A 26,255-nucleotide genomic window follows, 5' to 3' on the forward strand; every position below is an offset into this window, starting at 1 on the left:
CCTGGAGGTGCAGGGAATGGATGAGTTACAAGAGAAATATAAAGTAATAATCGTGGATGATGAGCCGATTATTCTTCGTAGCTTAAAAGCAGCCATTCCATGGAATGATCTTCAGATGGAGATTGTGGGAGAGGCACGAAATGGAGAATTAGCTCTTCGCTTAATAGAAGACACTTCACCACATATCGTGATTAGTGATATTCGCATGCCCGTAATTGACGGGATTACGTTGATGAAGGAAGTATTGTCTAAAAATCCGAAGCTGGTGTTTATTTTTATAAGCGGGTACGGAGAGTTCGAATATGCAAGAGAAGCATTACGTCAAGGCGCATTTGATTATTTATTGAAGCCGATCGATCATGATGAACTGGTTGAAATGTTAAACCGCGCGAGAACCAAGCTGGATGAACAGAAGCAAAATGATCAGCTGATTCATTCTGTGCAGATGCTGTCACTGCTTGCACGTGAACGTCTGTTTGCAGAAATCACTTTGGGAAATGCAAGGCCGCTTGAGCATCTGAAATGGCTGGAGAACAGTGAACTGGAGAGCGGTTATTTCATGGCTGTTGTCCAGTTAGATGATTACTCCACACTGAGCAATCAATGGAGTGTAGAAGAAAAACGGCTATGGCTGTTTGCAATCCGCAATATTGTGGAAGAATGGTCACTGGAACATGGAGTGCTGACGGTTTTCCCGTTTCATAATGGAGAGTGGATACTACTGTTCCCTGGATCTTTAAGCGCCAGCAGAAGAGAACTTGGTGAACATTTGATAGCGGGGATCAAGAGATACTCTAAGCAGTCTTGTTCCGTAGGCATCAGCCGCACCACACAAGGCATTGATCAATTAAGTACGGTTTACCCTCTGGCTGCGAAGGCCTTATATCAACGGTTCTATTCGGGTCTTGCCGGGGTCTTTATTGATGAAGAGATATCGTTCCCTAGCAGTAAAGAGGTGAAATACCCAAAAGAGCTGGAAACCGCGCTGATTGAAAGTATACGTACCTTAAATAGAGACCGGATGTGGTCTTTATTTGATGAGCTTGCTTTATTTATTGAGTCACAAGCTGTTCCTAAGGATATGGCTGAACGTCTTCTTGTTGAAATGATCGTTGTTTTGTACAGAAATTATGAGTATTTGAATATAAATTCAGATTGGTCTTTACATGGATTGCTTAGTAAGATGCACAATCTTGGCACTTTAAATGAAGTGATCTCTGCTCTGAAAGAAGAGTTTGGTGTGCGATTGGAGCAAGGGAACAAGCCTGTGAATCGCGAGGATACGCGTAGCGCCATCGAGAAAGCGAAACGTTATATTGAGAGTAATTACCATAAAGATTTGAGTATTGAGGAAGTAGCGGAGCTGGCTGATCTCAGTATCAGTCATTTCTGTACTTTATATAAACAAATAACGGGCTATACCTTTTTGGAGTATGTTACACACTGCCGGATGGAGAGGGCGAAGTATATTTTGCAGAGCAGCAACGTAAAAGTGTATCAGATAGCTCCTCTCGTCGGTTATCAGGACCCGCGTTATTTTACACAGGTTTTTAAAAAGGCTAGTGGTCAAACACCAACAGAATACCGAGAAGAGCATACTAAGCAGATCCATTAACAAGGAGGTAAGGGATGGAATTTCATTTGGAGATGATTGTTAAGTGTTTAACGAACCATAAGCTGCAGAAATATTGGAAAGGATTCGAGGCTGTTTCTTTTGCATTTTATAATAAGGATAACGTGTATCTGTACAATCATCCCAAATTTAAAACGGTAGGATATCATCCACATTTGCTTCCTTGGAGTAATGAATTCTCAGGAGATACAATCATTTTATATGAGGATCACCCTACAGCCATCGTTAATCTGGAATTACATGAAGAATTCGAAGACTTGTACGCCATTTGTGTACACGAATTATTTCACGGTTATCAATTCCTAATGGGAGATGAACGTTATGCAGATGAATTATTGATGATTACCTACCCTTTATCCCTCGAAAATATGGAATTGCGGATTCAAGAAAGACATCATTTATATCTTAGTGTAATGGCAGCTACTATTGAAGAGCGTAATCAAGCAATGTACAGATTTATTGCCTTACGTCAACAAAGAGAACAGCTGCTCGGGGAGTACGTGCTAAATGAATATCTTATTGAAACGATGGAAGGACCCGCTTGGTATGTTGAATTAAATGCCTATGCCGAGAAATCCACACTTCCTAATGAGGAGGTATTGCAGAAGTTCAGTTCGTATTTAATAGATGAACTTGAATCATCGGCAAATATTAGAAGAAGCTGCTATGGTTCTGGACTGTTTATATGTTTGCTGCTGGATGAGCTTCGCACCGATTGGAAAGAAGAGTTTATGAAGTCGGAGTTAAGTTTATATGCGTTTTTTAAGCAATTTGTGGATCAAGTCATCATTCCCTTCGAGGAGATATCCATCAGCAAAGAAACGGAAGAAATTATGCAATCGGTCAAAACAATCAGGGAGAAGGAATTCATTGATTTTATCAGCCTTGAAGGGTACCACCTGTATATTGAAGGAGATATAAAATCTACGGGTTTTAATCCTATGGGTATTATTGGTGGAGATGAGAAATGTATTCATAAGAATAATTTACGAATCCAAATCAATGATGCGGAGTATTTTCTGGAAAAGCCAGTGATTAGCTACTATAAAGCTGACCTTCGAAATATTAATAAACTGCACTTAGTATTAGATGAACCTCCAACTTTTAATAAAGATTCGTTAATCCTTAATGGAATTGGTGAGATCAAAGGTCAATATGAAGTGAAGGAAGATGGATGTTGGCTGCAATGCTGACGGAAATTGATTAGAATGAGAGTATGACATTTGTCATACTCTCTACTTGATGTTTATGACTTATAGGATGATACTTCATCGCCTATACTTAGAGTAGATGAAAAGATCCTTAGCCGGACACATCAAGGAGGAAACGATATAGATGACTACAAAACAGACATCACAGCTCTCCAGCCTTAAAAAGAGTGTAGCCCCTTACGAGAAAAATGACCGCAACGCAAGTATAAGACAGCTCATCAATACTTTAGGACCACTTGTGCTGTTATGGGGCGGAGCTTATTTCTCTTTATCCGTTTCCTATTGGCTCACCCTTCTGTTAGCTATTCCTGCAGCAGGATTTGTAATTCGAACTTTTATTATTTTTCATGATTGCACACATGGATCGTTTTTTAAGAATCGTAAAGCGAATGATATTATCGGAACGATCACAGGTGTACTGACACTGGTTCCTTATCGGCAGTGGAAACATAGTCATTCCATTCACCACGCCAGCTCCAGTAATCTCGATAAAAGAGGGATCGGCGATATTTGGATTATGACGGTCGATGAATACGCAGCAGCTTCCTTCTGGAAACGTCTATATTACCGGATTTACCGCAATCCCATCGTGATGTTTGGTCTTGGACCGATTGCTGTTTTTATGATTCAGTATCGTTTTAATGTTAAAGGTGCTAGACGCAAAGAGCGGATGAATACCTATTTGACGAATATTTCAATCGCAGCCCTTTATGGCTTGCTGATATGGGCTATTGGCTGGCAGGCATTTCTTATGGTGCAGCTGCCTGTAGCATTTGTATCAGGGTTTCTCGGCATATGGTTGTTCTACGTCCAACATCAGTTTGAAGACTCTTATTTCGAGAATGAATCCGAATGGAGTTATGTGATGGCCGCGGTTGAAGGCAGCTCATATTATAAGCTGCCGAAGGTGCTGCAATGGATTACGGGCAACATCGGCTTCCACCATGTGCATCATTTAAGTCCAAAGGTGCCAAACTATAATTTGGAAAAAGCGCATAACGCGACTCCACCGCTACAAAAAGCAACAACGATTACGATTGGTACCAGCTTGAAGGCTCTTCACTTCCGTCTTTGGGATGAGGAAAATAAACGTTTCATCAGTTTCAAAGAGATGAAGTCCATATTAAATAAACCTAAAACAGCAGGCGAGGTCCTGCAAGTTCATAAGCCCAGACTCCAGGGAGAATAATGGTCCACATTGTAATCAAATAGCAGCAAAATGGAAGGTTAGAGCCGGAGAACTCATTCGCGCTCTAATCTTTTTTCTCTTTATCGTTGTGGTTCACCGGATTTTACCGGATTTATGCTAGAATAGGGTGAGTGGCATATGGCAAAAAGGAGAGCGAACATGCAGAAGTGGCATCATATTTTTCATAAAAGTACAGGTCTTAGCCCTTATGTATGGGTCGTATTTTATATTCTACCGTTTTATTTCATCTTTCGGTCCTCCTCTCCCTACCAGGTAGTTTCGGGAATCTTGATGATCGCTGTGTTTTTTGTTTGTTATGTGCTTTCTTTTGTCTCCAAGGGTTGGTTAGTTTATTTTTGGACGAGCGTGCAGATACTTGTCTCTATAACGATGACGTTGTTGTTTGGATATATGTATTTTGCGCTTTTTTTAGCCTTTTTTATTGGGAATATCCAGAATCGAGTAGGGTTTTTCACCCTATACTCCATTCATTTGCTGACTACGATTATTACGATCAATTATGAGCTGCTGTCGCGTAATCCCGTATTTATCAGCCAGCTTCCGTTTGTGCTTGTCAGTATGATTGCAGTGATCCTGCTGCCAATCAGTACCTATAACCGCAATAATCAAGGGAAGCTGCAAGACCAATTGGAGGATGCTAATAAGCGAATCTCTGAATTGGTTAAGCTCGAGGAACGCCAGCGGATTTCACGTGATCTACACGATACATTAGGTCAGAAGCTTTCGTTAATTGGTCTGAAAAGTGATTTGGCAGGAAAGCTTATCGACAGTAATCCGACGCAAGCAAAAGCCGAGATCAATGATGTACGCCAGACGGCGAGAAGTGCACTGAAAGAGGTCCGGGAGATGATTACGCGAATGCGTGGCATTCGCCTTGAAGACGAGCTCGTTCATATTCAGCAGTTTCTTGCGGCTGCGGAGATCGATTATGTTTTGCAAGGCAATCCTAAACTTTCTAACACTTCATTGATTACGGAGAATGTGCTCAGCATGTGTATTAAGGAAGCTGTCACAAATGTTGTGAAGCATAGTAATGCACAGTCCTGCTCAATTATCATCGAACCTACGCGTACAGATCTGATCATTAAAGTGAAAGATGATGGAACCGGCATCCCGGGCAATGATCTTTATTTTAAAGGACATGGGCTGCAAGGCATGCGGGAACGTCTTGAATTTGTGAATGGCTGTATGGATATCGTGCAAGATGGGGGAACTACGATCGTGATTAAGGTCCCTAATGCATTTAAGCATCCGGAACAGGAGGTAACCTTATAATGATTAAGATTGTAATCGCTGAGGATCAGCGGATGCTCCTTGGAGCGCTGGCATCTTTGTTGGATTTAGAAGAGGATATGAAGGTAGTGGGCCGGGCAAGCAACGGGGAAGAAGCTGTAGCGATGGTTCAGCAGCATAAGCCGGATATCTGTATTATGGATATTGAGATGCCAGCGATGAGTGGTCTCGACGCTGCGGAAGCGCTGAAGAATAGCGGCTGCAAAACGATGATATTAACCACCTTTGCCCGTGCGGGATATTTCGAACGTGCGCTCAAGGCGGGAGTTCATGCTTATTTGCTGAAAGACAGTCCAAGTGAAGAACTGGCACTTTCGATACGTAATGTGATGGCAGGCAGACGCATGTATGCACCGGAGCTAATGGATGAAGCCTACAGCGGTGAAGTTAATCCTCTGACTCAGCGGGAGAAGGAAGTACTTGGACTCATTGCCGACGGTAAAAATACAAAAGAGATCGCCAGCCAATTGTACATTACCACGGGAACAGTCCGGAATTACATCTCTGTTATACTAGATAAGCTGGATGTAGGTAACCGCATCGAGGCAATCACTCGATTTAAGGAAAAAGGTTGGTTTAAATGAGCGTGGGTAAGAAACGATTAGTTGGCAGAAGCAGCTTGTAAACGTGAATAGCTAATCGCTGATCGCTAATCGCTGATCGCTGTTTATACTCACCAATCGCAAATAGATGTATTTCCTACAACTATATGCTATAAAATGCTCTGCAGATGCGATTTAGTTGCATTTCTTACATCTAAAAGTTCGCTTAGAGGGCATTTCCATTATTTTTCGGGGAAATAGTTGTAGAGAATGCAGTTAAAGAGTTGTCTAAGCAGAAAATATACTTATAATTGTACTGAGTGCAGCTATTTCTTTTATTCGCATTAATGAAATTCAATATAATCTGCTAAAAATAAAATTTTTAATGTTATTTTGATGTTAACACTCGCCAAATGTTCCCGCGCCGTATATCATTAATTATCGGCCTATTATTCACAATAGGACAGTTAATCAAAAGGAAGTGTATTTTCTGATGTCAAGAAAGCTAAGAGCCGGCATAGTTGGCGGCACAGGTATGGTAGGACAACGTTTTATTGCCCTTCTAGAGAATCATCCTTGGTTTGAAGTAACTGCGATTGCTGCCAGTGCTAGATCTGCTGGAAAAACGTATGAAGAATCGGCCAAGGGCAGATGGAAGTTATCTACTCCAATGCCTGAGAACGTAAAGAATATTATGGTCCAAGACGCTTCTAAGGTAGAGGAAGTAGCTGCGGATGTAGATTTGATCTTTTGTGCTGTAGACATGAAAAAAGATGAGATTAAAGCGCTCGAAGAGGCTTATGCTCGCACCGGAACGCCAGTAATCTCCAATAACTCAGCGCATCGCTGGACGCCTGACGTGCCTATGGTCATTCCTGAGATTAATCCGGAGCATCTTGAGGTTATTGCACAGCAAAGAAAACGTCTGGGAACAGAGACAGGGTTCATTGCAGTTAAACCTAACTGCTCCATTCAAAGTTATGTGCCTGCACTTCATGCGCTCAAAGACTTCAATCCATCTAAAGTGGTGGTCACTACCTACCAAGCTATTTCTGGTGCAGGAAAGACTTTTGCGGACTGGCCAGAAATGCTGGACAACGTGATTCCTTACATCGGTGGCGAAGAAGAGAAGAGTGAGCAAGAGCCTTTGCGGATCTGGGGAAGCGTTGAAGAAGAGGGTATCGTAAAGAGTGAAGCGCCAACGATTACTTCGCAGTGTATCCGTGTGCCTGTAGCGGATGGACATATGGCTGCTGTATTTGTTTCTTTTGAGAAGAAACCGTCCAAAGAAGAGATTCTGAATCTCTGGAAGAGCTTTAAAGGACGTCCTCAGGAGCTTGAACTGCCTAGCGCACCTAAACAGTTCATTACCTATTTTGAAGAGGACAATCGTCCACAGACCAAGCTGGATCGTGATATTGAGAACGGAATGGGCGTATCGACAGGCAGACTTCGCGAAGATGCCCTCTATGATTACAAATTCGTAGGTCTATCTCATAACACCCTGCGCGGAGCGGCTGGCGGTGCTGTGTTGATCGCTGAGCTTCTGAAAGCAGAAGGTTATATTCAACCGAAATAAGTCTATACATGAGCTGCAAAGCTGATGTGAATAGACGCCTCATCAAAGCTTAGTCTTTGGTGGGGTGTTTTTATTTTAATTTTACATTTGGTAAAATAAGTTATGGAAGGAGAGGATACCTTTGAATAAATATTTATTAGCTTTTATTTGGTTACCATTAATCCTGTTTACAAGCGGTTGTACATCGTCAGCTCAAGAGGAACAAGAGTATGGAGTGTCATCTATAAATGCCGAAATTCCAATTCCGAAGAATGCCAAAGAAATCGAAGTGATAACAAATTCAAATAACCCTAATATAAAAATTGGAGCAAAGTACGAGTTGGATAATATAGGGGGAGAACAAGGTCTTTATCGGCCTGACAGCTATTTTAATAAATTAAGCGATGATGGATGGATAGAGCTGGAGGACAAGCGGTTAGGGCATGTGCAATTTTTTGAAAAAAAGGACACCGTCATCGCCATCGAAATACATGAGGATAGCTTTGATATTCATGAAATGAATAAAGATGCTAAATTCTAAACAGTGGCTAGTTAGATGAAGCATTTGTTATTACTTAAACAGAAAGGTTGAGAGTGTGGTAAGATAGGTAAAGTGTATAAACTATACGAATTCTGAATGACTGACGGAGTGATATAATGGGTGCAAAAAGTAAAGGTGGCGGCACAGGCAGAGGTACGGGGAGTAAAGGCTGGACACGCTGGAACAAAACAGCAAAACCAGTTAAACCTGCTAAAGGTGACCCAACGACGGGTCCAGGTGCTAAAGGTGCAAGTGGAAGCAAGGGCAGTAACGTGAAAAAAAGCGGAAGCACCAAATAGCTCCAATAAACTGGGTTATTCCTGAAGGTTAACATCTGATTTTGATCGTTAAAATCAGGTGTTTTTTTATGACCAGATGTAAGTATATAGAGAGAAAGTAGGATCAGCAGTGAGAATCGATAAATATATAAGCGAAACAGGCTTTTGTTCCAGAAGGGAAACCAAACGATTAATTGCTGCAGGTCGAATCGCTGTGAATGGTATCGTCTGTGATGCGAACATTCTTATAGAGCCAGAGGATATCGTATGGATCGATGGGGAGCCGATAACAAGCAGTAAAGGGGAGCCAGTGTATCTCGCTTTGAATAAGCCGATAGGCATTACCTGTACAGCAGCCCCACATGTAGTTGGGAACATTATTGATTTTGTAGGGTATCCTTCACGGATCTTTGCGATCGGCAGATTAGATAAAAACTCGGAAGGCCTCATTTTGTTAACCAACGATGGAGAGATCGTAAATAAAATGATGCGTTCCGAGAATGGGCATGAAAAAGAATATGTAGTTAATGTAGACAAACCGGTTACATCAGAATTCTTACAAGCGATGTCTAGCGGCGTGAACATTCTTGGAATCACAACGAAACCTTGTGAGGTCTATCGGATCACAGAATGTCAGTTTAGAATTATCCTAACTCAAGGTCTTAATCTGCAAATACGCAGAATGAGCAAGGAGTTAGGATATAGAGTACTAAAGCTGGAGCGCATAAGAATTATGAATATTACATTAGACGGCTTGGAGCTAGGACAATGGCGGCATTTAAGCAGTGAAGAGCTGAATGAGCTTATGTCCCGCTTAAACTAACTTTGTCAACAAAGCCTCTGGCAGTTGGGGTAATGTCTACAGCTCCGGTAATCGCTGAGATAACAGAGATCCCATCCGCACCGGCTGCTAATACAGGTGCAACATTTTGCAGCGTGATTCCCCCAATGCCAACCAAAGGGATGGTAATGCCTTTATTTCTTAGTTCTTCAATAATCGCAGTGCCTTGAACAGCTTTGGCATCCTCCTTGGATGACGTAGGATAAATGGGACCCACGCCCAGATAGTCGGCTCCATCGGCAATCGCTTGCTGAGCTTCAACGAAAGAGTGAGCGGATACACCAATGATTTTATTCTCTCCAAGTAGCTGGCGGATTGCCAATGCAGGTGTATCCTCCTGTCCTACATGAATTCCGTCCGCATCAAGCGCGATCGCTAAATCAATGTCGTCATTCACGATAAAGGGCACGCCATTGGCATGACAAATCTTTTGAAGTCGTCTCCCAAGATTAAGTCGAGCCTTATCGCTTAAGGAACCGGTACCCTTTTCACGGAATTGAAACATGGTTATGCCCCCAGCAACCGCTTCCTGCAGCACCTTAACTGGAGCTTTACGGCAATTTACGCTGCCCATAATGAAATAGACTTTTAATAGATCTCGCAGATGTTCACTGTTCATTCGTTGCACTGTTTATCCCTCGCAGTCTGTTCTGATAAGCAAAATGATTGGTTGGTCCATGCCCAGCCCCTATGCTCAGCTCGTCCTCGATCGCCGCTTGTATAAATGCTTTGGCAGTTTGAATGGCCTCTGCTACGGATTTGCCTTTGGCTAGCTCGGCGGTGACTGCTGCTGAATAGGTGCAGCCTGTACCATGCGTATGTCTGGTCTGAATCCGGCTACTCTCCAATAAGGTATATTCGTCGCCATCATATAGAAGATCGGTTACGGCTGTGGTCGAGGTATCATGTCCCCCTTTTAGCACTACATATTTGGAGCCCATGCCATGAATGATTTTGGCTGCTTTTTTGCGTTCTTCGATGGTGGAGATCGTCATCTTTGTGATCATTTCGGCTTCGGGAATATTGGGTGTCGTCACCAATGCTAAGGGCAGCAGATGGCTGATTAAGGATTGAACCGCCTCCTGCAGCAGCAGTGTGGACCCTCCTTTAGCGACCATCACAGGATCAATTACAAGATTAGACCAGCCGTAATACTTAATTTTATCTGCCACAATGCGGATGATGTCACTGTTAAATAACATCCCGGTCTTTACGGCATCTGGTTGCAGGTCAAGTCCTATAGAATCAAGCTGCTGAATTATGGCGTCCAGAGTCACTGGATAAACCCCTTGGACACCAAGCGTATTCTGCGCTGTCACAGCTGTGAGGACGGACATGCCGTAGACAGAAAGCTCCTGAAAGGTTTTTAGATCGGCCTGAATGCCAGCACCACCGCCGCTATCGGAGCCGGCAATGGTTAGAGCTTTGGATATAATCATCGAATTCACTCCTTTGAGGGTCATTAACTGAGCTGTTTGATGCTGGATCTTTCTAGGAAGACTTCTGGTGTGACCCATGTCAGTTGATTTAGAAACTCAACCTGAAAGCTTCCCGGCCCTTGACCAGTTGTTAGTTCAGCGGCGATTTCAGCTGCTACTCCATAGAAGGAGAGGGCTTCCACTGCGGCCTCCAACGAGTCACCGCCACTTACCGCGAGAAATGCCCCCACAACAGCGCTGAGCAAGCAGCCAGTTCCTGTAACCTTCGTGAGAATAGGGTGACCGTTGCTAGCAATATAGGTGTTTTTTCCATTCGTGATCACATCGTCTTTTCCAGTTATGATGACCACACAGCTTAACTTCCTCGCAGCAGCTTCAGCCAAAAGGACTACATCGCCTTCACCTTCGCCAGCATCCACCCCTTTAATGGACCAACTCTCTCCAATGACATTAGCGACTTCAGCCACATTCCCCCGCAGTGCGGTGATTTGCATCTCATTCACTAGCTTTTGAGTGACAGCGGTCCGATAAGAAGTTGCGCCTGCACCTACCGGGTCAAGCACTAGGGGAACCCTGTGTTTATTAGCGGATTTACCAGCAAGCAACATAGATTGAATGGCGTAATCATTGAGTGTGCCGATATTTAGAACTACAGCAGACGACATAGCGGCGATGTCGATCACTTCTTCGTGGGCATCCGCCATAAAGGGAGAGGCGCCAAGCGCCAACAGACCGTTGGCTGAGAAATTGGCTACCACAATATTAGTGATGTTGTGGATCAACGGGTTGGATTCCCGTACTTTGGCTAAATAACTCATCATAATTCCTCCTCAAGCTTGTATGAACAACTAACTAAACATTACAGATTGATAAAAGCTTCCTGTGCTTTAATATCCTCTGGTAGAAGATTGTTGGTGGATAACCACTGCTGAACCTTTTCCCAAGATGTCGGGTCTTGATATCCAAAAGATTGATCGCCAGCATTCATCAGCGGCAGCAGAATCTCAAGACTTTTTTTCTCAATCTCCTTGTCGAGCGGTGAAGTTGCATCTTCATGTGCAACCAGTAAATCCAGGGCTTGTTCAGGATTCTGCTCCACAAATTCCTGTCCTTTTGTAATGGCATTTAGAAATTTTTTAAAGTAGGCTTCAGAATTTTGCAATCCTTGTTCGCTGGCCACCAGCACAAGCTCATAATAGTCAGGCACTCCGTAATCCGTTGGATTAAGCGAAGTGACCGGATGTCCCTCTTTTTCAAGGATTAGTTGTTCATGGTTGATGAACCCGCCCATTATTGCGTCTACTTGTCCAGTAGAGATCGCAGGGATGAGGTCAAAACCTACGTCAATCAGCTTGGCGGATGAAGGATCGCCTCCATCACTCTGGATCATTGTCCGAATCATCGCTTCATAGAGCGGAATGGAGGAATAGCCGATTTGTTTTCCCGCGAGCTCTTTTGGACTATGAATACTGCCAGCCTGAGGAACCATCAGATGATTCAGTGGATGCCGCACGATTGCTGCAATCGAACGTACAGGGATTTTCTCGCCGCGTGCCATAAGTACCTGAGGCTGATAACTGAGCGCTAGATCAATTTGATTCGCTGCAACAAGCTTTAGGGAATCATTGCTGTCTGCAGGCATTTTGATCTCGACATCCAAACCTTCCTCTTGGAAAAAACCTTGCTGTTGCGCAGCGTATAGAAAGGAATGAACGGCATTGGGATACCAATCAAGCATAATCGTCAGCTTGTGTGACTGCTTATTTTCGGTATTGGAGGGATCGGTTTGGGAGTTGTTATTTATCTTGTCTGCCTTCCCGCAGCTGCTTAAGAGCAAAAGTGTGCATACTAGAAATACAGAAATAAGTCCTCGTTGTGGGGATTTTAAATGATTCATTGGTTTGATCCTCTTTTCTTTAAAAATAATTGTTCGAGTAAAGCTATCGCCAGAAAAAGCACCACACCAAGCGCGGACAGCAGAAATACAGCCGCGAACATTTCATCGCTCTGCATATTTCCGGCCATTCTGCGGCTGAAGTAACCGAGTCCTTTACTGCCGCCGAGCCATTCCCCGATAGTAGCTCCGATGACGCAGTATACAATGGACAGCTTTAAGCCAGAGAAAAAAGCAGGCAACGCCAGTGGAATTTGGGTTTTGACAAGCAGCTGCCAGCGGTTTGCACCAAATGTTAATAATAAGTCCTTGTAAGTCTGGCCACTTGTACGAAGTCCATCATATGTACTCACTACGACTGGAAAAAAAGCCGTCAAAAACACCACAGCCACTTTGCTCCACAGCGAATATCCGAACCACATAATAAAAATGGGGGATAGCGCAATTAATGGGATCGTCTGGCTAATGATAAGAAAGGGATAGATGGCCTTTTCTATGGGGCGATACAGGAACATTCCAGTGCCCAGCAATACACCACAAATAACAGAAAGGACAAAACCCACCAGTATCTCCTGTAACGTTGCCAATAAATGCTGTCCGAATAATAATTGCCTGTGCTCGATCAATGCGATTCCAATAGAGGAAGGTGCAGGGAGAATAAAGGCTGGAATCATGTGAAGGCGAACAGCCGACTCCCAGATTACAAGAATGAGCAGTACCAGAAGAAGGAAGGGACCATAGTTGTCTAGATATTTTTTAAAAGGTATAGGTTGCATGCAATCTTCGCTCCAACTCTTCCCGTAGTGCTATAAACCGGGGTTCATAGTTCATCTTATAATGTCTTGGCCTTGGTAGATCCACAACGATCTCCTGTAATTCGCTGTGCGCACCGCCAGATAATAAATAAATCCGGTCACTGAGCAATAGTGCTTCTTCCAGATCATGAGTGATGAGCATAATCGTCTGATTCAATTCACCCCATAACTCCAACAGCCAACGGTGTATCTCGCGTTTGGTCATGGCATCGAGAGCGCCAAAGGGCTCATCCAGCAGCATCAGACCAGTTCCGCCTCCAGCCACTAAGGTGCGCAGAAATGCGACTCGCTGTTTCATTCCACCCGAAAGTTCATGGGGATAAGCCTTCTCTACATCTGCTAAGCCGAAGCGGGTCAACATTTCCCGAATCTGAGTGATCGTTTCTTGTTTATTGAATCTGGGCTTGATCTCCCAAGGCAAAAGGCAGTTGTCGAGCACTGTCCTCCAAGGCAGCAATAAATCCTGCTGAGGCATATAAGCGATCTGACCTAAACGACTAGCGGTTGACGGGTGCGTAGAGAGTTTTATTTTTCCGTGAGTAGGTTCGAGTAAACCGGCAATCGTTTTGAAAAATGTACTTTTCCCGCATCCGCTAGCACCTACTACGGAGACGAATTCCCCTTGCCTGATATCCATAGATAGATCTGCGAATACAGGGGGGTGCTCAGATTCCGGAAAAGAGTAGGTTAGGCCTTGAATAGATAAAATGGTCGTGATGATCTAACCTCCTAAAATTTTTGTGGAGCGCCTAAACAAATAAAGACCCATCCATTTCCAGAGGAAATGAATGGGTCAAAAAGTTCATTCTGCATAATAACACTTAACATGCTTGATGAAAATTCTGCTCCACTTCCCTCCGCTGGTATGATCCAGATCAGGTTCCAAGGGTCCGGAGCTTGAAGCTCCGTCTCAGTCGGCCGACTCCCCTAGTGAAATAACAGGTCCATATTAATTTGTTTATAAATATACCATATCTTTCTGAGAAGTAAAGAGAGAAAGAAGTGAAGGATTAATCCAAGATTGGGTAAGATATAGGTAGGAATCTAGTTAATATTATAATTCCGATGTATATAATCGGAAAAAAGTATTGACGATCATGTGATGGCAGTGTACTATTCAATTTACCGGAAAAAAACCGGATAGAGAGAGGGGATTTAATAATGAAAAAATGGAGTTTAACTATTATATTGGCGTTAACCGTGGTCCTTGTAGCGGCTTGCGGCAATAATTCGAATACCAATACGGCTGCTGAACCTACAGCTGGAACGAATGGTGGAGCAGCATCTTCAGCGCAAAACAGTTTGGAGGCTGTGAAAGCCAGCGGCAAATTGCGGATAGGTACAGAAGGGACTTATGCGCCTTTTACTTATCATGACACTGCGGGGAAATTGACTGGTTTTGACGTGGAAATTGCTGAAGAAGTAGCAAAGCGTTTAGGTGTTAAAGCTGAATTTTTTGAAACTCAGTGGGATGGTATTTTCGCTGGAATGGATGCGAAACGGTTTGATGTAATCTTTAATGAAGTTTCCATTAACGAAGATCGCAAAGTGAAATATGATTTCTCTGAACCCTATATCGTATCCAAAGCAGTATTGATTGTGAGCGAAGACAATGAGGATATTAAGACCTTTGCCGATCTTAAGGGTAAAAAAGCCGGACAATCCCTGACAAGTAACTTATCCGACATCGCTCGTGAGAACGGTGCTGAAATCGTAGCTACGGACGGTTTCAATCAAGCGATGGACCTGCTGACTTCGGGACGTATTGATGCAACTGTGAATGATGGCTTGTCTTATCTGGATCTGAAAAAACAAAAACCAGATGCAAAAATTAAAGTGGTTGATGAGATTCCTGAAGGATCACAAAGTGCCGCGGTATTCCTGAAAGGTAATGATGAGCTGGTGAAAGCGGTCAGTGATGCGATTACAGAGATGAAGAGTGATGGAACGTACTTGAAAATTTCCGAGAAATACTTTGGAGCTGACGTTTCAAAATAATACAAGGCTAGCAAGGCTAATTAAGCCTGGAAGCTAAAAAGGATGTCTGAATAATGGATGACCGCAAAATACAAATTTTCTTAGACACACTGCTACCCCTGCTAAAAGCCGGGGTGGCTTTTACCATTCCGTTGGCGCTACTTTCCTTTGTGCTTGGATTGATTTTGGCGATCCTAACCGCGCTGGCACGTCTTTCACCGTGGGTAATTCCGAAGCTAATCGCCCGTTTTTATGTGTGGGTTATTCGAGGAACCCCATTGTTAGTGCAGCTATTTATTATATTTTATGGTTTGCCGGCTGTTGGTATTGTACTCGACCCCTTCATTGCCGCCACCATTGGATTTACCCTTAGCGTAGGGGCTTATTCATCGGAAATCGTACGCGCTGCTATCCTGTCGATACATAAAGGCCAATGGGAAGCTGCCTTCTCAGTCGGGATGACTCGTGGGCAGGCTCTGCGCCGCGTAATTCTGCCACAAGCTGCGCGCGTTTCTGTACCGCCGTTGTCCAATTCCTTTATTAGCTTGGTTAAAGATACTTCGCTTGCAGCGATCATCACCTATACGGAGATGTTTAGAACCGCACAGCAGGTAGCCTCTACCACTTATGAGCCTCTGCTGGTATACTCCGAAGCAGGATTGTTTTATTTAGTGTTCTGTTCTGTGCTGTCGGCGCTGCAAAATTACTTGGAGAAACGACTCGATCGTTACTCTGCGACCTAAAGGAGAGATACTTGTGATTGAAATCATTAATTTGCATAAATCCTTCGGCGCACTCCAAGTGTTAAAGGGTATTGATCTGAAAATGGAGCATGGAAAGGTACTTGTCATTATTGGGCCATCTGGCTCCGGGAAGACTACACTGCTGCGCTGTTTTAATCTGTTGGAAATCCCGGATCAAGGCAGCCTGTCGCTCAGTGATATCACCATCAATTTTACAGATCATAAGAAAATTCCTCAGAATTCCGTATTGGCCCTTCGTCAGAAAACAGGGATGGTCTTTCAATCGTATAATTTATTTCCGCATATGACTGCGCTTGGCAATGTGATGGAGGGACAGGTAACTGTCCTGAAACGATCCAAGGAAGAAGCGCGCAAGCGGGGGCTTCAGCTGCTGGCTAAGGTGGGTTTGGCAGATAAAGCTGATAACTATCCACATCAGCTGTCAGGTGGACAGCAGCAGAGAGTGGCCATCGCCCGGGCTATGGCAGTAGATCCAGAAGTGTTATTGTTTGATGAGCCCACTTCGGCGCTCGATCCTGAGCTGGTAGGGGAAGTGCTTAAGGTTATCAAACAATTAGCGGCAGAAGGTATGACTATGGTGATTGTGACCCACGAGATGAAATTTGCCGCCGATGTAGCGGACCGGATCATTTTGATGGATGGTGGTCATATCTTAGAGCAAGGGACTCCGCAAGAAGTGCTGGAGCATCCGAAGAATCCCCGGGCTCTGCAATTTCTGAACAGACTGAATGGTGAAGAAGAGTAGAAAGACAATATACACGAAAAAGCGGCTCGGGAATCATCCGGAGCTGCTTTTTCATGTGTAGATTATTCAAATGAGAAGAGTATCTGAAATTTGGCTTATACTCCAGTTTTCAGAAATTCCAAAGCGTTGTAGAGCATAATCGCTGCTTCGGCGCGGGTGAGTTCGCTTTTTGGATTAAACTTTCCGTTAGCATCCAGGCTATTGATCTTGTATTTCAGGGAGCGCTGAATACTGCCTTGATACGCAGGAGTCAGAGAAGCTTCATCAGCGATATCTACTGGAACGATATTGATCATCGGCAGATTGCCAACGCCTTCGATCGCTTGCACTAGATAGTTAGTGAATTGCTCTTTGGTCATAATGAGGTTAGGATCAATGTCTTTAGGAAGCTTAACTTCATTGTAATAAGCATTGATAAAGGCTTCAGCGTACCAGGCTTTGTCTTTTACTTTTGTGAACAAGCCGCTGGCAACAGGAGCTTTGTTAAAATCAATGGCCGCGAGGCTAAGCTGGAGACCGCCGGAGATAAACTGAATCCCTTGGGCTGTAGTTACCTTAGAGCCAGGGAGAAATTGAGATTCGCTGACACCTTTAATTAACCCTTGATTTTTTAAAGAAATGATTTTTTCTTTGCCGTTTATGTTATCAATATCCTTAAAGGTGTTCCCAGCTGCAAACATCTGACCACCTAAAGAAAAGGAGAAAATGGCTACGGTTGTGATCGCTGCTAGTGTGCTTTTTTTCATGTTCATGTCTTTTCACCTCGTTGTATGGATAGGCTCCTTAGCCTTTGTCACTCCTTTAACGTTGTAAATTATGGAAAGGTTGCGGTCTAATCTGTATTATTTCACGAAAAAGTAGATTTTAATAGAAATATGGGCCAGATTGGGGTGTAGTACTTTGGATAAGTGGCATGAAATGATATAATGATGTCAGGCTCTTTTCATTCGTGGTTAATTTTGTTATGATTATATCGTAACGATTACTATTTATGGTTTGTCCAAACTGCATAAATAGGAGCGTCTCAGAGGGTACGGATGTTAAATCGTTCCGGGAAGGTAGGAGACCAAATGGATCAAATATCAAATATCAGTCAATTGTTTGCGGCGCAAAAATATAAATTAACGCCTCAGCGTGAAGCTATAGTGAACGTTCTGCTCGACAATGAGAAGGATCATCTAAGCGTAGAAGAAGTATATATGCTTGTTAAGAACAGCTATCCACATCTGGGCCTGGCAACGGTATACCGTACACTTGAGCTTTTATGTGAGCTACACATTGTAGAGAAGATGAACTTCGGAGACGGAGTTGCCCGTTACGATTTGCGCGGGAACGATCATTCGCATATGCATCATCATTTGATATGCAGCGTATGCGGTCGGTTGGAGGAAATTAAGGACGACTGGCTTGTGGAGCTGGAGAGAAGAGTGGAACGTGAATATGGCTTTAACGTCACGGATCATCGCCTTGATTTCAAGGGTACTTATGGAACATGTAAACGTACAGGCTGCAAAAAAGCAAAAGCAGAAGCAGATAAAGCAGTCTCGTAAGATCGCTTTCTAACCTAAAGACACAGGGTCCAAGCCTGTGTCTTTTTTGATTACTGCGTTTTAGGAAGTCTAGCTTCGAGTAGGTACAAAGGATTTGATCCACGTTCCGAAGCTGCCAGGGTTACGGCTCTGAACGAGAATTACACCTTCTCCACGAAAGCGGCACACAAGTGCTTCACCACTGGTTATGCTGTTTAGCCAGCCAGAGGCTGCCTTTTCTACCTTATAGTCCATATAATCTGGCCATGCTACGAGGTGTCCGTTATCGATAATCATTTCTTCACCAGGTCCTAAATTAATCGCATGGATAGCACCGAAGGAAGACAGGAACACCGTTCCTCTGCCACTGATTTCTACAATGAAGAAGCCTTCACCGGAGAAGAGCCCTCTGGTTAAATTCTGCATTTTGGTATTTACTTGAATGCCTTCAGTTCCGGCGAGAAATCCGTCTTTTTGAACTAACAGTTTATACGATCCGTCTAATTCTATCGCCTGAATATCGCCGAGTGAGCCAGGTGACAGCAATACCTCACTTTGACCACGGGTCGCTCTAAGTTCTTGAAAGAAGAATTTCTCACCGCTCAGCATTCTCCCGAGACCGCGCATTAAACCACCATCCACGGTTCCTTTTAATTCTACGTTAGGTGACATCGCGACCATTGCGCCCATTTCAGCCTTTACGCTTTCACCGGGATTTAGTTGGACCTTTAACATAGCAAAAGCACCTTCATACAAAACCTGGTAATTCATCCTTTAAACCTCCGCATCTATTTAGATAAGATAGAATACTAGCTTTGCTCTAAGTGTAACGGAATTCTTGCTTCGCTCATAGTCTGGAATATGTTAAAATGAAGTTGTCTTATAGATGTAAGATCAATAATCATTCACCCATGAATAGGAGAGTGGTGTCACATGGCACGAACCAAGACACAAAAAGCCTTGCGTAAGGCAGAGCGCTCCGGAGCCTGGTGCGCAGCACAGAGTCGTAGATCGAATAGTGATTATGGAGCCATTTCACAGCATGTACGGTTAACACCAAGCAAGCAGGAACAATTGAATAAGAATAGATATAAGGGGCAGATCTTCCAAGATGATGCTCCTTTTTTATTGGCTATTTGATAAGAGGACGTCGCTCAGCGTATAGTAATTGAAGAAATAATATATAGGAGATGTATCCCAGATGAAACAAAATAAATATGACGATTCGAATTTCTTCTCAGCTTACCAACAAATGCCTCGATCTATCGGAGGGCTTGCAGCAGCAGGAGAATGGCATGTATTAAAGGCACTTCTTCCAGACTTACATAATAAAAGTGTGCTTGATCTAGGCTGCGGCTTCGGCTGGCATTGCCTATATGCCCGTGAGCAGCAGGCGAGTTCAGTTATAGGTGTGGATATCTCTGAAAAAATGCTGCAACAGGCGCGTGAAAAAACGAACGATCCTGCTATAACTTATATCCAGCTGCCGATTGAGGACATTGATTTTACGAGCGAGCAATTTGATGTGGTCCTCAGTTCATTGGCTTTCCACTATATTGAATCTTTTACAGCCATCTGCCGCAAAGTCCATGCGTTTCTTAAGCCTGGTGGGAGTTTTATTTTTTCAGTGGAGCATCCTATCTTTACTTCACGGGAAGAGCAAGACTGGTATACCGATGAACAAGGTAACCACCTGCATTGGCCCGTAGATCATTATCAATCAGAAGGACTTCGTGAAACTAAATTCTTAACAGAAAATGTGATTAAATACCATCGCACGATTTCCACCTACTTTAATGACCTGATTGAAGCTGGCTTTACTATTAAAGCGGTTAAAGAACCAAAGCCTTTAGAAGAAATGAGTAATGATCCATGGATGAAGGATGAGGAGCGTAGACCGATGTTCCTGATCATTTCGGCTGTAAAAGAATAATTTCATTCTCATGTTTCTTCATTTACACCTGTTCTCTGCTGTGCACACGATATTCTCTTGGTGACATACCAAAACGGCTTCGGAAGACGCGGTGAAAATAGGTATAGTTCGCAAAACCACAAGTTTCTGCTACTTGCTCCAGCGGCATGGGACTGAAGGTTATCCGTTCTCTGGCCATTTCCAGTCGGACATCGTTTACATATTTAATAATACTGGTCCCAAAGGCTTCTTTAAATAAATGAACGGCTCGCGAGACGGATATACCCACAAAACCTGCTACATCCTCCAATAGAAAGGGTACGGTTGCGTGCTCCTCAACATATTGCTTCATTCGGTATGCCAAATAACCTTTTGGAGTAATTGCTGGCTGGTCTGTAATTAGCCGGTCGATTTCCATACATAGAATTTGCAGATAGCAGGCAGATATTTCTGGAGAGAAGTCGGAAAGTCGACGGTGCTCCAGAATTAACTGGCGAAACAAGCCAAGAAAATTCTCACTAAGCGGCACACTTAGGCGAGTGGGTCTTTGTGAACGTTGCCACCATTCATCAATCCATGTTCCCCCACAAAAAATATGATAATCTCCGCTTTCAATTCGTGGCTTGCCTACAGGGTACTCTTCTTTATCTATGATCAAATAGTAAGGATCATTTGGAGCGAATAACATAATATCCCCGCTTTCCACAGGTGACATCACACCATCGATCAATGCACGGCTTCTTCCTTCCGTTTGCAGACGTATAAGAAAGTTCTGGTTCCCTTGACTTTGAGACATATGAAAAGGCTTGCGATGAAAAGAAAATCCGGCTGATAATACGTGACAGGTAGCAGAATGAGTCATAGGTCCTCCTAGGTGTATTGAAATGATAAGCAGATTGTTCATGTTTTAATCATATTCTTCATTTTAATATATACGCTTTCATATTACTATGTAGCTAAGCAATAAAGAAAGAAATCGACCATCAACGCTAGAAACAGTCGGTATTAGCTGTGCTTACAAGAATGACAGTTTAAGGAAACTGATGAGAATCAGATTAGTCAATTCTGTTACAGCATTATTGTTCAAGTGATTATCACTACAGAAAGCTAACTTTAAATCCAATTGGAGTGATTCGAAAATGCTGAAGATAGGCCTGCAATTGTATACGCTCAGAGAAGAACTGGAACAGGATTTTGAAGGGACACTGCGTAAAGTGGCAGCCCTTGGTTATAAAGGCGTGGAGTTTTTCCATTACTTCGGCCGTAGCGCAGCAGAAGTCAAACAACTGCTTGATGAACTAGGATTAGTTGCGCTGGGCGCACACCGTCCCTATGACGCGTTGTTAAATGATACAGAGGCAGAGATTGCGTACAACCTAGAGATTGGAAATCATAATCTGATTGTGCCGTATCTGTCAGAAGAACAACGTAACTATGAAGAAGTTGCTGCGAATCTGAAGATCATTGGAGAAAAGTGCAAGGCGCGTGGAGCGGTTCTTTTGTACCATAATCATGACTTTGAGCTAACTGATCGATATGGTGACCGTACAGCGTTTGACGGTTTGTTTGAAGAAGTGCCAGCTGATTTGCTGCAAGTTGAAATGGATACATGCTGGGTACATCACGCAGGTTATGATGCCGTAGAATATATCAACAAATACGCTGGCCGGTTGCCGATCATCCATCTGAAAGATTTGAAGAAACATGAGGATGGTTCACCAGAAACGGTTGTTCTAGGCGAAGGAGAAGTAAACCTTACAGCAATTCTTGATGCGGCTGTACAGGCAAAGGTAGAGTGGGCGGTAGTGGAGCAGGATTATTGCAGCCGTTCACCATTAGAAAGTGTAGAAGATAGTTTGAAATGGGTAAAAGCATACGCTAATCAAGGGGGAAATGTTCATGTCTAAAAAGTTGAGAATTGCTATTGTCGGTTGCGGTGGAATTGCTAATGGAAAACATATGCCAAGTTTGTCACGTCAAGCAGATGCTGAAATGGTAGCCTTCTGTGATATCGTCGAAGAACGTGCACAGGAAGCAGCAAAAACCTATGGTGCTGAAGGCGCGGCTGTATATACAGATTATCAAGAGCTTTTGAAAGCCGGAGGATTCGATATCGTGCATGTATGTACACCGAATGACAGTCACTCCGTGATCACAATCGCAGCATTGGAAGCTGGCAATCATGTAATGTGTGAGAAGCCTATGGCGAAGACTACAGCTCAAGCACAGGAAATGTTAGAGGCTGCTAAACGTACAGGCATGAAATTGTCTGTAGCTTATCAAAACCGTTATCGTGCGGATAGTGAATACCTTAAAGACGTTTGCGAAAACGGTGAGCTTGGTGAAATCTATTATGCAAAAGCGATCGCAGTACGTCGTCGTGCGGTTCCTACATGGGGCGTATTCCTGGATGAAGAAAAGCAAGGTGGGGGTCCACTGATCGATATCGGTACGCATGCGCTTGATCTAACATTATGGATGATGGACAATTATAAACCGCGTAGTGTTATGGGCTCGACTTTTCATAAGCTAGGTAACCGTAAAAACGGCGGAAATGCCTTTGGTCCATGGGACCCTGAACAATTTAAAGTAGAAGATTCAGCATTTGGATTTATTACCATGGAAAATGGTGCTACAATTGTACTGGAATCAAGCTGGGCTCTTAATGTATCGGAATTTGGAGAAGCGAAGACGCTCCTCGCAGGTACAGAGGGTGGCGCAGATATGAAGGACGGGTTACGCTTAAATGGTGACCGTGGTGGCCGTCTATACGAGACTAAAATTGACTTGTCCGCAGGGGGAGTAGCTTTCTTTAACGGAGGACAAGAGAGTGAATCCGATCGTGAAGCTCGCTTGTGGCTTGAGGCAGTTAGGGAAGATAAAGAACCAGTAGTTAAACCTGAACAAGCCCTTGTCGTTACCCAAATTTTGGAGGCTATTTACGAATCTTCCCGTACAGGTCGTGCTGTGTATTTTGACGGAACATCAGATAACTAAACGAGAAGCAGGTGTGAAGTTCATGAGTTCAAACAGACATTCTGTAGTCATTGTTGGTTTTGGAGGAATGGGAAGTTATCACGCAGGATTGATAAAAGAGACCTCTACCTTAATCGTAGTTGGAACGTACGATGTGCTTGAAGCACGTCGTACCAATTCCAACGACGCTGGCTACAAGGCGTACCAAAGTTATGAAGAAGTATTGGCAGATTCTTCGGTCGAAATTATTCTAATTGCCACACCGAACGATGTGCACAAAGAAATTGCGATTCGTGCATTACAAGCTGGCAAACATGTCATTTGTGAGAAGCCAGTTACTCTATCGAAGGTTGAATTTCAAGAAATACTGGCAGCCGCTGATGAAGCTGGACGTGTGTTTATGGTGCATCAGAACAGACGTTGGGATGAAGATTTTTTAACCATCAAAAAAATGTACGATGAGGAGACGATTGGATCCCTATTCCAGATCGAATCCCGCGTGCATGGAGCGAACGGAATTCCTGGAGACTGGCGTCATGTTAAGGCACAAGGCGGAGGGATGCTGCTGGATTGGGGCGTTCACTTATTGGACCAGCTATTATTCATGATTGATAGCAAAATCACCAGTGTGAGCAGTAGTCTAAGCTTTATTTTAGGAAACGATGTCGATGACGGCTTTGAAGCTATTCTGCAATTTGAGAATGGAATTAAAGCGATCGTAGAGGTTGGGACGACTAACTTTATTACATTGCCAAGATGGTATGTGAAGGGTATCGAAGGCACTGGAATTATTGAAGACTGGTCATTAACCGGAAGATTGGTGACAAGAAATAACGCAGGTGAAAAAATCGAACCGAAGCCGATTCGTGCAGGTGTAGGACTAACTAAAACTATGGCACCTCCATCGGAGGGGGCAACGATCACTGAGGAATTACCTCAGCCGTCGGAGTTAAGCTCTAGCTTTTATGATAATTTCGCTGCTGTCATTGAGGGTACTGCAGAACCTATCGTTAAGAACGCTGAGGTTATGCGGGTACAGAATTTGATTGAAGTTATTTTTGAAGCTGCTGAGAGTAATCAAGTGGTGAAGAATTTTGATATCTACGGTAAATAATAAGTAAACTATTTCCAAGAGGAGGTGGCCTACAATGAAACTTGGAGTATTTATGGTCTTGTTTGGAGGTCGTAAGCTGGAGGATGCTCTTGATTATGTAGTATCCAAAGGGCTAAAGGCGGTAGAAATCGGTACGGGAGGCAATCCTGGCAACAGCCACTGCGACCCTAAAATGCTGCTGGAGAATGAAACAGCCTTACAAGAATTCAAACATGCTGTGGAATCTCGCGGACTTACAATCAGTGCTTTGAGCTGCCACGGTAACCCATTGCACCCGCAAAAAGAACTTGCTCAAAAGGATCATGAGGATTTCGTAAACTCGGTCAAATTGGCGCAGAAGCTAGGGGTTCCGGTTGTGAATACCTTCTCTGGATGTCCTGGAGATCATGAGGGTGCTAAATATCCGAACTGGCCTGTAGCTCCATGGCCAAATGATTATCAAGAAATTCTGGACTGGCAATGGGAGAACAAGGTTATTCCTTATTGGAAAGAATGGGGTGCCTTTGCCGCTCAGCATGATGTAAAGGTAGGTCTTGAGCTGCATGGCGGATTCTCTGTTCACACACCAGGTACTCTGCTACGGCTGAGAGAAGCAGCAGGTGAAGTGATCGGTGCGAACCTTGATCCGAGTCACATGTGGTGGCAAGGAATTGATCCTGTGCAAGCGATTCATATTTTGGGACGCCAAGGTGCAATCCATCACTTCCATGCGAAGGATACCGTTATCGATCCTGTGAATGTCAATATGCACGGATTAACTGATATGCAGTCGTATACCAAGATGCTTGACCGTGCTTGGCAGTTCCGTTCTGTCGGCTTTGGACATGATCTTAAGACTTGGGCTGACATTATTAGTGCACTTCGTTTGGTTGGGTATGACTATGTGGTTAGTATCGAGCATGAAGACGGGCTGATGTCTGTTGAAGAGGGTTTCTCCAAAGCTGTAAGTAATCTTCAACAAGTATTGATTGAGGAGCCACTGACAGAAATGTGGTGGGTTTAAACGAAATGGAGAGCTTCACGAAAGTTAAATTAAATGATGAACAGCTGGATATTTTGGTGAAAGCGGTTTTCGGTTCAGAAACTGTGATTAACCTAAGTTCAGAGCTTACGGGAGGCTTTTTTAATACAGCCTATGATTTGGAACTCAGCACTGGGAAATCTGTCATTCTAAAGGTTGCCCCTGCTGTAGAGACAGATACGTTAAGTTACGAGAAGAACATTATGCGAACTGAAGTGGAAGCTCTCCGAATGGTTGCAGATAAGGGTGTCGTGCCCGTACCTGCCGTCTACCATTATGATGAAAGTCTGCTGCTCATTCCTATTCCGTATTTCTTTATGGAGAAGGTGGAGGGCCAGCCCTACAGTGACGTGAAGGAGAGTCTTTCACTTCCGGAGAGAGACGCTATCGAAACTGAGCTGGGGCGTTACAATCGCATAATCAATGAGCTACGCGGAGAACGTTTTGGCATTTTTGGAACGGATTCAGAGGAGCCAAGAGCCTCGTGGAGAGAGACCTTTTCATGCCTGATGGAAAGTGTACTTGCTGATGCCAAGAGGCTGAATGCACAGCTCCCTGCGTCCAGTGAAGAGATTATGCAGGAGGTTTCCAAGTATCTCCCTGCATTAGATGCTGTAACCGAGCCACGACTGGTGCATTGGGATTTATGGAATGGGAATGTATTTGTGAAGGATGGAGTCATCGTATCGCTGATTGACTGGGAGAGAGCCCTATGGGGTGATGTGCTGATGGAGTATTATTTTAGGCATTTTGAGAATTCTTCCAGTTTCTATAAGGGGTACGGAACAACCTACGACAGTCCGAACGAGATTCAGCGGAAGAAGCTGTATGATCTTTATCTTGATCTTATTCTTGCTATCGAATGTTATTCACGCAAATATGCAGACGAAGGTTATGTCCGTTGGACGCATGATAACTTGACTGAGGGTTGGAACCGTTTTAAAAGCAGCAGTGAATGAAGG

Annotated in this window: 29 protein-coding genes and 1 riboswitch; of the genes, 20 read left to right on the forward strand and 9 right to left on the reverse strand. The window is 43.7% G+C overall.

The features are described from left to right. Positions 1 to 16: 16 nt before the first annotated feature. From PODO_RS12360 to PODO_RS12400, 9 genes are all read left to right on the forward strand, one after another. On the forward strand, positions 17 to 1,615 hold the full coding sequence (locus PODO_RS12360; RefSeq protein ID WP_036686284.1) for a response regulator: 1,599 nt from the start codon (positions 17 to 19) through the stop codon (positions 1,613 to 1,615). Positions 1,616 to 1,629: 14 nt separating this feature from the next. Continuing rightward, entirely contained in the window at positions 1,630 to 2,826 is a 1,197-nt protein-coding gene (locus PODO_RS12365) for a hypothetical protein (RefSeq protein ID WP_038570407.1), read from the forward strand. Positions 2,827 to 2,968: 142 nt separating this feature from the next. Further along, complete coding sequence (desA, locus tag PODO_RS12370; RefSeq protein ID WP_036686288.1) at positions 2,969 to 4,033, forward strand: Delta(5) desaturase DesA; 1,065 nt, start codon at positions 2,969 to 2,971, stop codon at positions 4,031 to 4,033. 159 nt (positions 4,034 to 4,192) lie between these two features. Then, entirely contained in the window at positions 4,193 to 5,329 is a 1,137-nt protein-coding gene (locus tag PODO_RS12375) for a sensor histidine kinase (protein ID WP_036686290.1), read from the forward strand. After that, on the forward strand, positions 5,329 to 5,931 hold the full coding sequence (locus PODO_RS12380) for a response regulator transcription factor (RefSeq protein ID WP_036686291.1): 603 nt from the start codon (positions 5,329 to 5,331) through the stop codon (positions 5,929 to 5,931). The genes PODO_RS12375 and PODO_RS12380 overlap by 1 nt, the downstream gene beginning before the upstream one ends. Positions 5,932 to 6,382: 451 nt before the next feature. Then, positions 6,383 to 7,468, forward strand: coding sequence for an aspartate-semialdehyde dehydrogenase (gene asd / locus PODO_RS12385; RefSeq protein ID WP_038570412.1), 1,086 nt, complete (start codon positions 6,383 to 6,385; stop codon positions 7,466 to 7,468). Between the two features lie 121 nt (positions 7,469 to 7,589). Further along, positions 7,590 to 7,988 carry a hypothetical protein gene (locus PODO_RS12390; RefSeq protein ID WP_038570415.1) on the forward strand — a complete coding sequence of 133 codons (399 nt, stop codon included), beginning with the start codon at positions 7,590 to 7,592 and terminating at the stop codon, positions 7,986 to 7,988. Between the two features lie 116 nt (positions 7,989 to 8,104). Then, entirely contained in the window at positions 8,105 to 8,287 is a 183-nt protein-coding gene (locus PODO_RS12395; RefSeq protein ID WP_038570418.1) for a DUF3934 family protein, read from the forward strand. Positions 8,288 to 8,396: 109 nt separating this feature from the next. Then, positions 8,397 to 9,089, forward strand: coding sequence for a pseudouridine synthase (locus PODO_RS12400; RefSeq protein ID WP_038570422.1), 693 nt, complete (start codon positions 8,397 to 8,399; stop codon positions 9,087 to 9,089). On the opposite strand, the gene thiE is transcribed toward PODO_RS12400, so the two are convergent. From thiE to PODO_RS12430, 6 genes are read right to left on the reverse strand one after another with little or no spacing between them, the layout of a single operon-like run. Then, positions 9,070 to 9,726 (reverse strand): thiamine phosphate synthase, encoded by a 657-nt coding sequence (gene thiE / locus PODO_RS12405; RefSeq protein ID WP_038570424.1) that lies wholly within the window; start codon positions 9,724 to 9,726, stop codon positions 9,070 to 9,072. The genes PODO_RS12400 and thiE overlap by 20 nt on opposite strands. Next, positions 9,716 to 10,546 carry a bifunctional hydroxymethylpyrimidine kinase/phosphomethylpyrimidine kinase gene (gene thiD / locus PODO_RS12410; RefSeq protein ID WP_170914225.1) on the reverse strand — a complete coding sequence of 277 codons (831 nt, stop codon included), beginning with the start codon at positions 10,544 to 10,546 and terminating at the stop codon, positions 9,716 to 9,718. The genes thiE and thiD overlap by 11 nt, the downstream gene beginning before the upstream one ends. Before the next feature lie 23 nt (positions 10,547 to 10,569). Further along, a complete protein-coding gene (gene thiM, locus PODO_RS12415; protein ID WP_038570426.1) occupies positions 10,570 to 11,364 on the reverse strand; it encodes a hydroxyethylthiazole kinase in 795 nt (264 codons plus the stop codon). A 41-nt stretch (positions 11,365 to 11,405) separates the two neighbouring features. After that, positions 11,406 to 12,443, reverse strand: coding sequence for an ABC transporter substrate-binding protein (locus PODO_RS12420; protein WP_038570429.1), 1,038 nt, complete (start codon positions 12,441 to 12,443; stop codon positions 11,406 to 11,408). Next, positions 12,440 to 13,216: an ABC transporter permease gene (locus PODO_RS12425; RefSeq protein ID WP_080742476.1), complete on the reverse strand. Its 777-nt coding sequence runs from the start codon at positions 13,214 to 13,216 to the stop codon at positions 12,440 to 12,442. The genes PODO_RS12420 and PODO_RS12425 overlap by 4 nt, the downstream gene beginning before the upstream one ends. Next, positions 13,197 to 13,892 (reverse strand): ABC transporter ATP-binding protein, encoded by a 696-nt coding sequence (locus PODO_RS12430; protein ID WP_169744765.1) that lies wholly within the window; start codon positions 13,890 to 13,892, stop codon positions 13,197 to 13,199. The genes PODO_RS12425 and PODO_RS12430 overlap by 20 nt, the downstream gene beginning before the upstream one ends. 198 nt (positions 13,893 to 14,090) lie before the next feature. Then, a riboswitch (TPP riboswitch) is annotated at positions 14,091 to 14,194 on the reverse strand. A 222-nt stretch (positions 14,195 to 14,416) separates the two neighbouring features. Between PODO_RS12430 and PODO_RS12435 the strand changes: the two genes are divergently transcribed. Genes PODO_RS12435 through PODO_RS12445 form a run of 3 tightly spaced genes read left to right on the forward strand, consistent with a single transcriptional unit; the run spans position 14,417 to position 16,741 of the window. Further along, positions 14,417 to 15,253: an amino acid ABC transporter substrate-binding protein gene (locus PODO_RS12435; RefSeq protein ID WP_038570435.1), complete on the forward strand. Its 837-nt coding sequence runs from the start codon at positions 14,417 to 14,419 to the stop codon at positions 15,251 to 15,253. A gap of 53 nt (positions 15,254 to 15,306) precedes the next feature. Then, positions 15,307 to 15,975 (forward strand): amino acid ABC transporter permease, encoded by a 669-nt coding sequence (locus PODO_RS12440; protein ID WP_036686309.1) that lies wholly within the window; start codon positions 15,307 to 15,309, stop codon positions 15,973 to 15,975. Positions 15,976 to 15,988: 13 nt separating this feature from the next. Then, a complete protein-coding gene (locus tag PODO_RS12445) occupies positions 15,989 to 16,741 on the forward strand; it encodes an amino acid ABC transporter ATP-binding protein (RefSeq protein ID WP_036686311.1) in 753 nt (250 codons plus the stop codon). Positions 16,742 to 16,836: 95 nt separating this feature from the next. Here PODO_RS12445 and PODO_RS12450 read toward each other — a convergent pair whose 3' ends face one another. Further along, a complete protein-coding gene (locus PODO_RS12450) occupies positions 16,837 to 17,493 on the reverse strand; it encodes an S-layer homology domain-containing protein (protein ID WP_038570438.1) in 657 nt (218 codons plus the stop codon). 318 nt (positions 17,494 to 17,811) lie between these two features. Between PODO_RS12450 and PODO_RS12455 the strand changes: the two genes are divergently transcribed. Next, the gene (locus tag PODO_RS12455; RefSeq protein WP_036686314.1) at positions 17,812 to 18,291 is read left to right on the forward strand and encodes a Fur family transcriptional regulator; all 480 of its coding nucleotides are present in this window, start codon (positions 17,812 to 17,814) and stop codon (positions 18,289 to 18,291) included. Between the two features lie 69 nt (positions 18,292 to 18,360). On the opposite strand, the gene PODO_RS12460 is transcribed toward PODO_RS12455, so the two are convergent. Next, a complete protein-coding gene (locus tag PODO_RS12460) occupies positions 18,361 to 19,041 on the reverse strand; it encodes a TIGR00266 family protein (protein WP_036686316.1) in 681 nt (226 codons plus the stop codon). 162 nt (positions 19,042 to 19,203) lie between these two features. On the opposite strand from PODO_RS12460, the gene PODO_RS12465 reads away from it, so the two are divergent. Both PODO_RS12465 and PODO_RS12470 read left to right on the forward strand, forming a co-directional pair. Further along, positions 19,204 to 19,410: a hypothetical protein gene (locus PODO_RS12465; protein ID WP_036686317.1), complete on the forward strand. Its 207-nt coding sequence runs from the start codon at positions 19,204 to 19,206 to the stop codon at positions 19,408 to 19,410. A gap of 61 nt (positions 19,411 to 19,471) precedes the next feature. Then, positions 19,472 to 20,203 (forward strand): class I SAM-dependent methyltransferase, encoded by a 732-nt coding sequence (locus tag PODO_RS12470; protein WP_038570441.1) that lies wholly within the window; start codon positions 19,472 to 19,474, stop codon positions 20,201 to 20,203. A 22-nt stretch (positions 20,204 to 20,225) separates the two neighbouring features. Here the strand turns inward: PODO_RS12470 and PODO_RS12475 are convergent, their stop codons facing one another. Next, positions 20,226 to 21,044, reverse strand: a complete 819-nt coding sequence (locus tag PODO_RS12475) for an AraC family transcriptional regulator (protein WP_036686319.1) — start codon at positions 21,042 to 21,044, stop codon at positions 20,226 to 20,228. Between the two features lie 277 nt (positions 21,045 to 21,321). Between PODO_RS12475 and PODO_RS12480 the strand changes: the two genes are divergently transcribed. Genes PODO_RS12480 through PODO_RS12500 form a run of 5 tightly spaced genes read left to right on the forward strand, consistent with a single transcriptional unit; the run spans position 21,322 to position 26,252 of the window. Further along, positions 21,322 to 22,089 (forward strand): sugar phosphate isomerase/epimerase family protein, encoded by a 768-nt coding sequence (locus PODO_RS12480; RefSeq protein ID WP_036686321.1) that lies wholly within the window; start codon positions 21,322 to 21,324, stop codon positions 22,087 to 22,089. Then, the gene (locus PODO_RS12485; protein WP_036686323.1) at positions 22,082 to 23,179 is read left to right on the forward strand and encodes a Gfo/Idh/MocA family protein; all 1,098 of its coding nucleotides are present in this window, start codon (positions 22,082 to 22,084) and stop codon (positions 23,177 to 23,179) included. Before PODO_RS12480 ends, PODO_RS12485 begins: the two co-directional genes overlap by 8 nt. A gap of 22 nt (positions 23,180 to 23,201) precedes the next feature. After that, complete coding sequence (locus PODO_RS12490) at positions 23,202 to 24,272, forward strand: Gfo/Idh/MocA family protein (RefSeq protein WP_038570443.1); 1,071 nt, start codon at positions 23,202 to 23,204, stop codon at positions 24,270 to 24,272. A gap of 34 nt (positions 24,273 to 24,306) precedes the next feature. Further along, complete coding sequence (locus PODO_RS12495; RefSeq protein ID WP_038570445.1) at positions 24,307 to 25,275, forward strand: sugar phosphate isomerase/epimerase family protein; 969 nt, start codon at positions 24,307 to 24,309, stop codon at positions 25,273 to 25,275. Next, positions 25,263 to 26,252: a phosphotransferase family protein gene (locus PODO_RS12500; protein WP_052096991.1), complete on the forward strand. Its 990-nt coding sequence runs from the start codon at positions 25,263 to 25,265 to the stop codon at positions 26,250 to 26,252. Before PODO_RS12495 ends, PODO_RS12500 begins: the two co-directional genes overlap by 13 nt. Positions 26,253 to 26,255 lie beyond the last annotated feature (3 nt).

Source organism: Paenibacillus odorifer (assembly GCF_000758725.1).
Taxonomy (GTDB): Bacteria; Bacillota; Bacilli; order Paenibacillales; family Paenibacillaceae; genus Paenibacillus_AQ; species Paenibacillus_AQ odorifer.

Bases quoted from the DNA above. Each gene is read 5' to 3' on its own strand.
- PODO_RS12360 (WP_036686284.1), top strand. From the start codon at position 17: ATGGATGAGTTACAAGAGAAATATAAAGTAATAATCGTGGATGATGAG.
- PODO_RS12365 (WP_038570407.1), top strand. From the start codon at position 1,630: ATGGAATTTCATTTGGAGATGATTGTTAAGTGTTTAACGAACCATAAG.
- desA (WP_036686288.1), top strand. From the start codon at position 2,969: ATGACTACAAAACAGACATCACAGCTCTCCAGCCTTAAAAAGAGTGTA.
- PODO_RS12375 (WP_036686290.1), top strand. From the start codon at position 4,193: ATGCAGAAGTGGCATCATATTTTTCATAAAAGTACAGGTCTTAGCCCT.
- PODO_RS12380 (WP_036686291.1), top strand. From the start codon at position 5,329: ATGATTAAGATTGTAATCGCTGAGGATCAGCGGATGCTCCTTGGAGCG.
- asd (WP_038570412.1), top strand. From the start codon at position 6,383: ATGTCAAGAAAGCTAAGAGCCGGCATAGTTGGCGGCACAGGTATGGTA.
- PODO_RS12395 (WP_038570418.1), top strand. From the start codon at position 8,105: ATGGGTGCAAAAAGTAAAGGTGGCGGCACAGGCAGAGGTACGGGGAGT.
- thiE (WP_038570424.1), bottom strand. From the start codon at position 9,726: ATGAACAGTGAACATCTGCGAGATCTATTAAAAGTCTATTTCATTATG.
- thiD (WP_170914225.1), bottom strand. From the start codon at position 10,546: ATGATTATATCCAAAGCTCTAACCATTGCCGGCTCCGATAGCGGCGGT.
- thiM (WP_038570426.1), bottom strand. From the start codon at position 11,364: ATGAGTTATTTAGCCAAAGTACGGGAATCCAACCCGTTGATCCACAAC.
- PODO_RS12420 (WP_038570429.1), bottom strand. From the start codon at position 12,443: ATGAATCATTTAAAATCCCCACAACGAGGACTTATTTCTGTATTTCTA.
- PODO_RS12425 (WP_080742476.1), bottom strand. From the start codon at position 13,216: ATGCAACCTATACCTTTTAAAAAATATCTAGACAACTATGGTCCCTTC.
- PODO_RS12430 (WP_169744765.1), bottom strand. From the start codon at position 13,892: ATGGATATCAGGCAAGGGGAATTCGTCTCCGTAGTAGGTGCTAGCGGA.
- PODO_RS12435 (WP_038570435.1), top strand. From the start codon at position 14,417: ATGAAAAAATGGAGTTTAACTATTATATTGGCGTTAACCGTGGTCCTT.
- PODO_RS12440 (WP_036686309.1), top strand. From the start codon at position 15,307: ATGGATGACCGCAAAATACAAATTTTCTTAGACACACTGCTACCCCTG.
- PODO_RS12450 (WP_038570438.1), bottom strand. From the start codon at position 17,493: ATGAACATGAAAAAAAGCACACTAGCAGCGATCACAACCGTAGCCATT.
- PODO_RS12455 (WP_036686314.1), top strand. From the start codon at position 17,812: ATGGATCAAATATCAAATATCAGTCAATTGTTTGCGGCGCAAAAATAT.
- PODO_RS12460 (WP_036686316.1), bottom strand. From the start codon at position 19,041: ATGAATTACCAGGTTTTGTATGAAGGTGCTTTTGCTATGTTAAAGGTC.
- PODO_RS12465 (WP_036686317.1), top strand. From the start codon at position 19,204: ATGGCACGAACCAAGACACAAAAAGCCTTGCGTAAGGCAGAGCGCTCC.
- PODO_RS12470 (WP_038570441.1), top strand. From the start codon at position 19,472: ATGAAACAAAATAAATATGACGATTCGAATTTCTTCTCAGCTTACCAA.
- PODO_RS12475 (WP_036686319.1), bottom strand. From the start codon at position 21,044: ATGACTCATTCTGCTACCTGTCACGTATTATCAGCCGGATTTTCTTTT.
- PODO_RS12480 (WP_036686321.1), top strand. From the start codon at position 21,322: ATGCTGAAGATAGGCCTGCAATTGTATACGCTCAGAGAAGAACTGGAA.
- PODO_RS12485 (WP_036686323.1), top strand. From the start codon at position 22,082: ATGTCTAAAAAGTTGAGAATTGCTATTGTCGGTTGCGGTGGAATTGCT.
- PODO_RS12490 (WP_038570443.1), top strand. From the start codon at position 23,202: ATGAGTTCAAACAGACATTCTGTAGTCATTGTTGGTTTTGGAGGAATG.
- PODO_RS12495 (WP_038570445.1), top strand. From the start codon at position 24,307: ATGAAACTTGGAGTATTTATGGTCTTGTTTGGAGGTCGTAAGCTGGAG.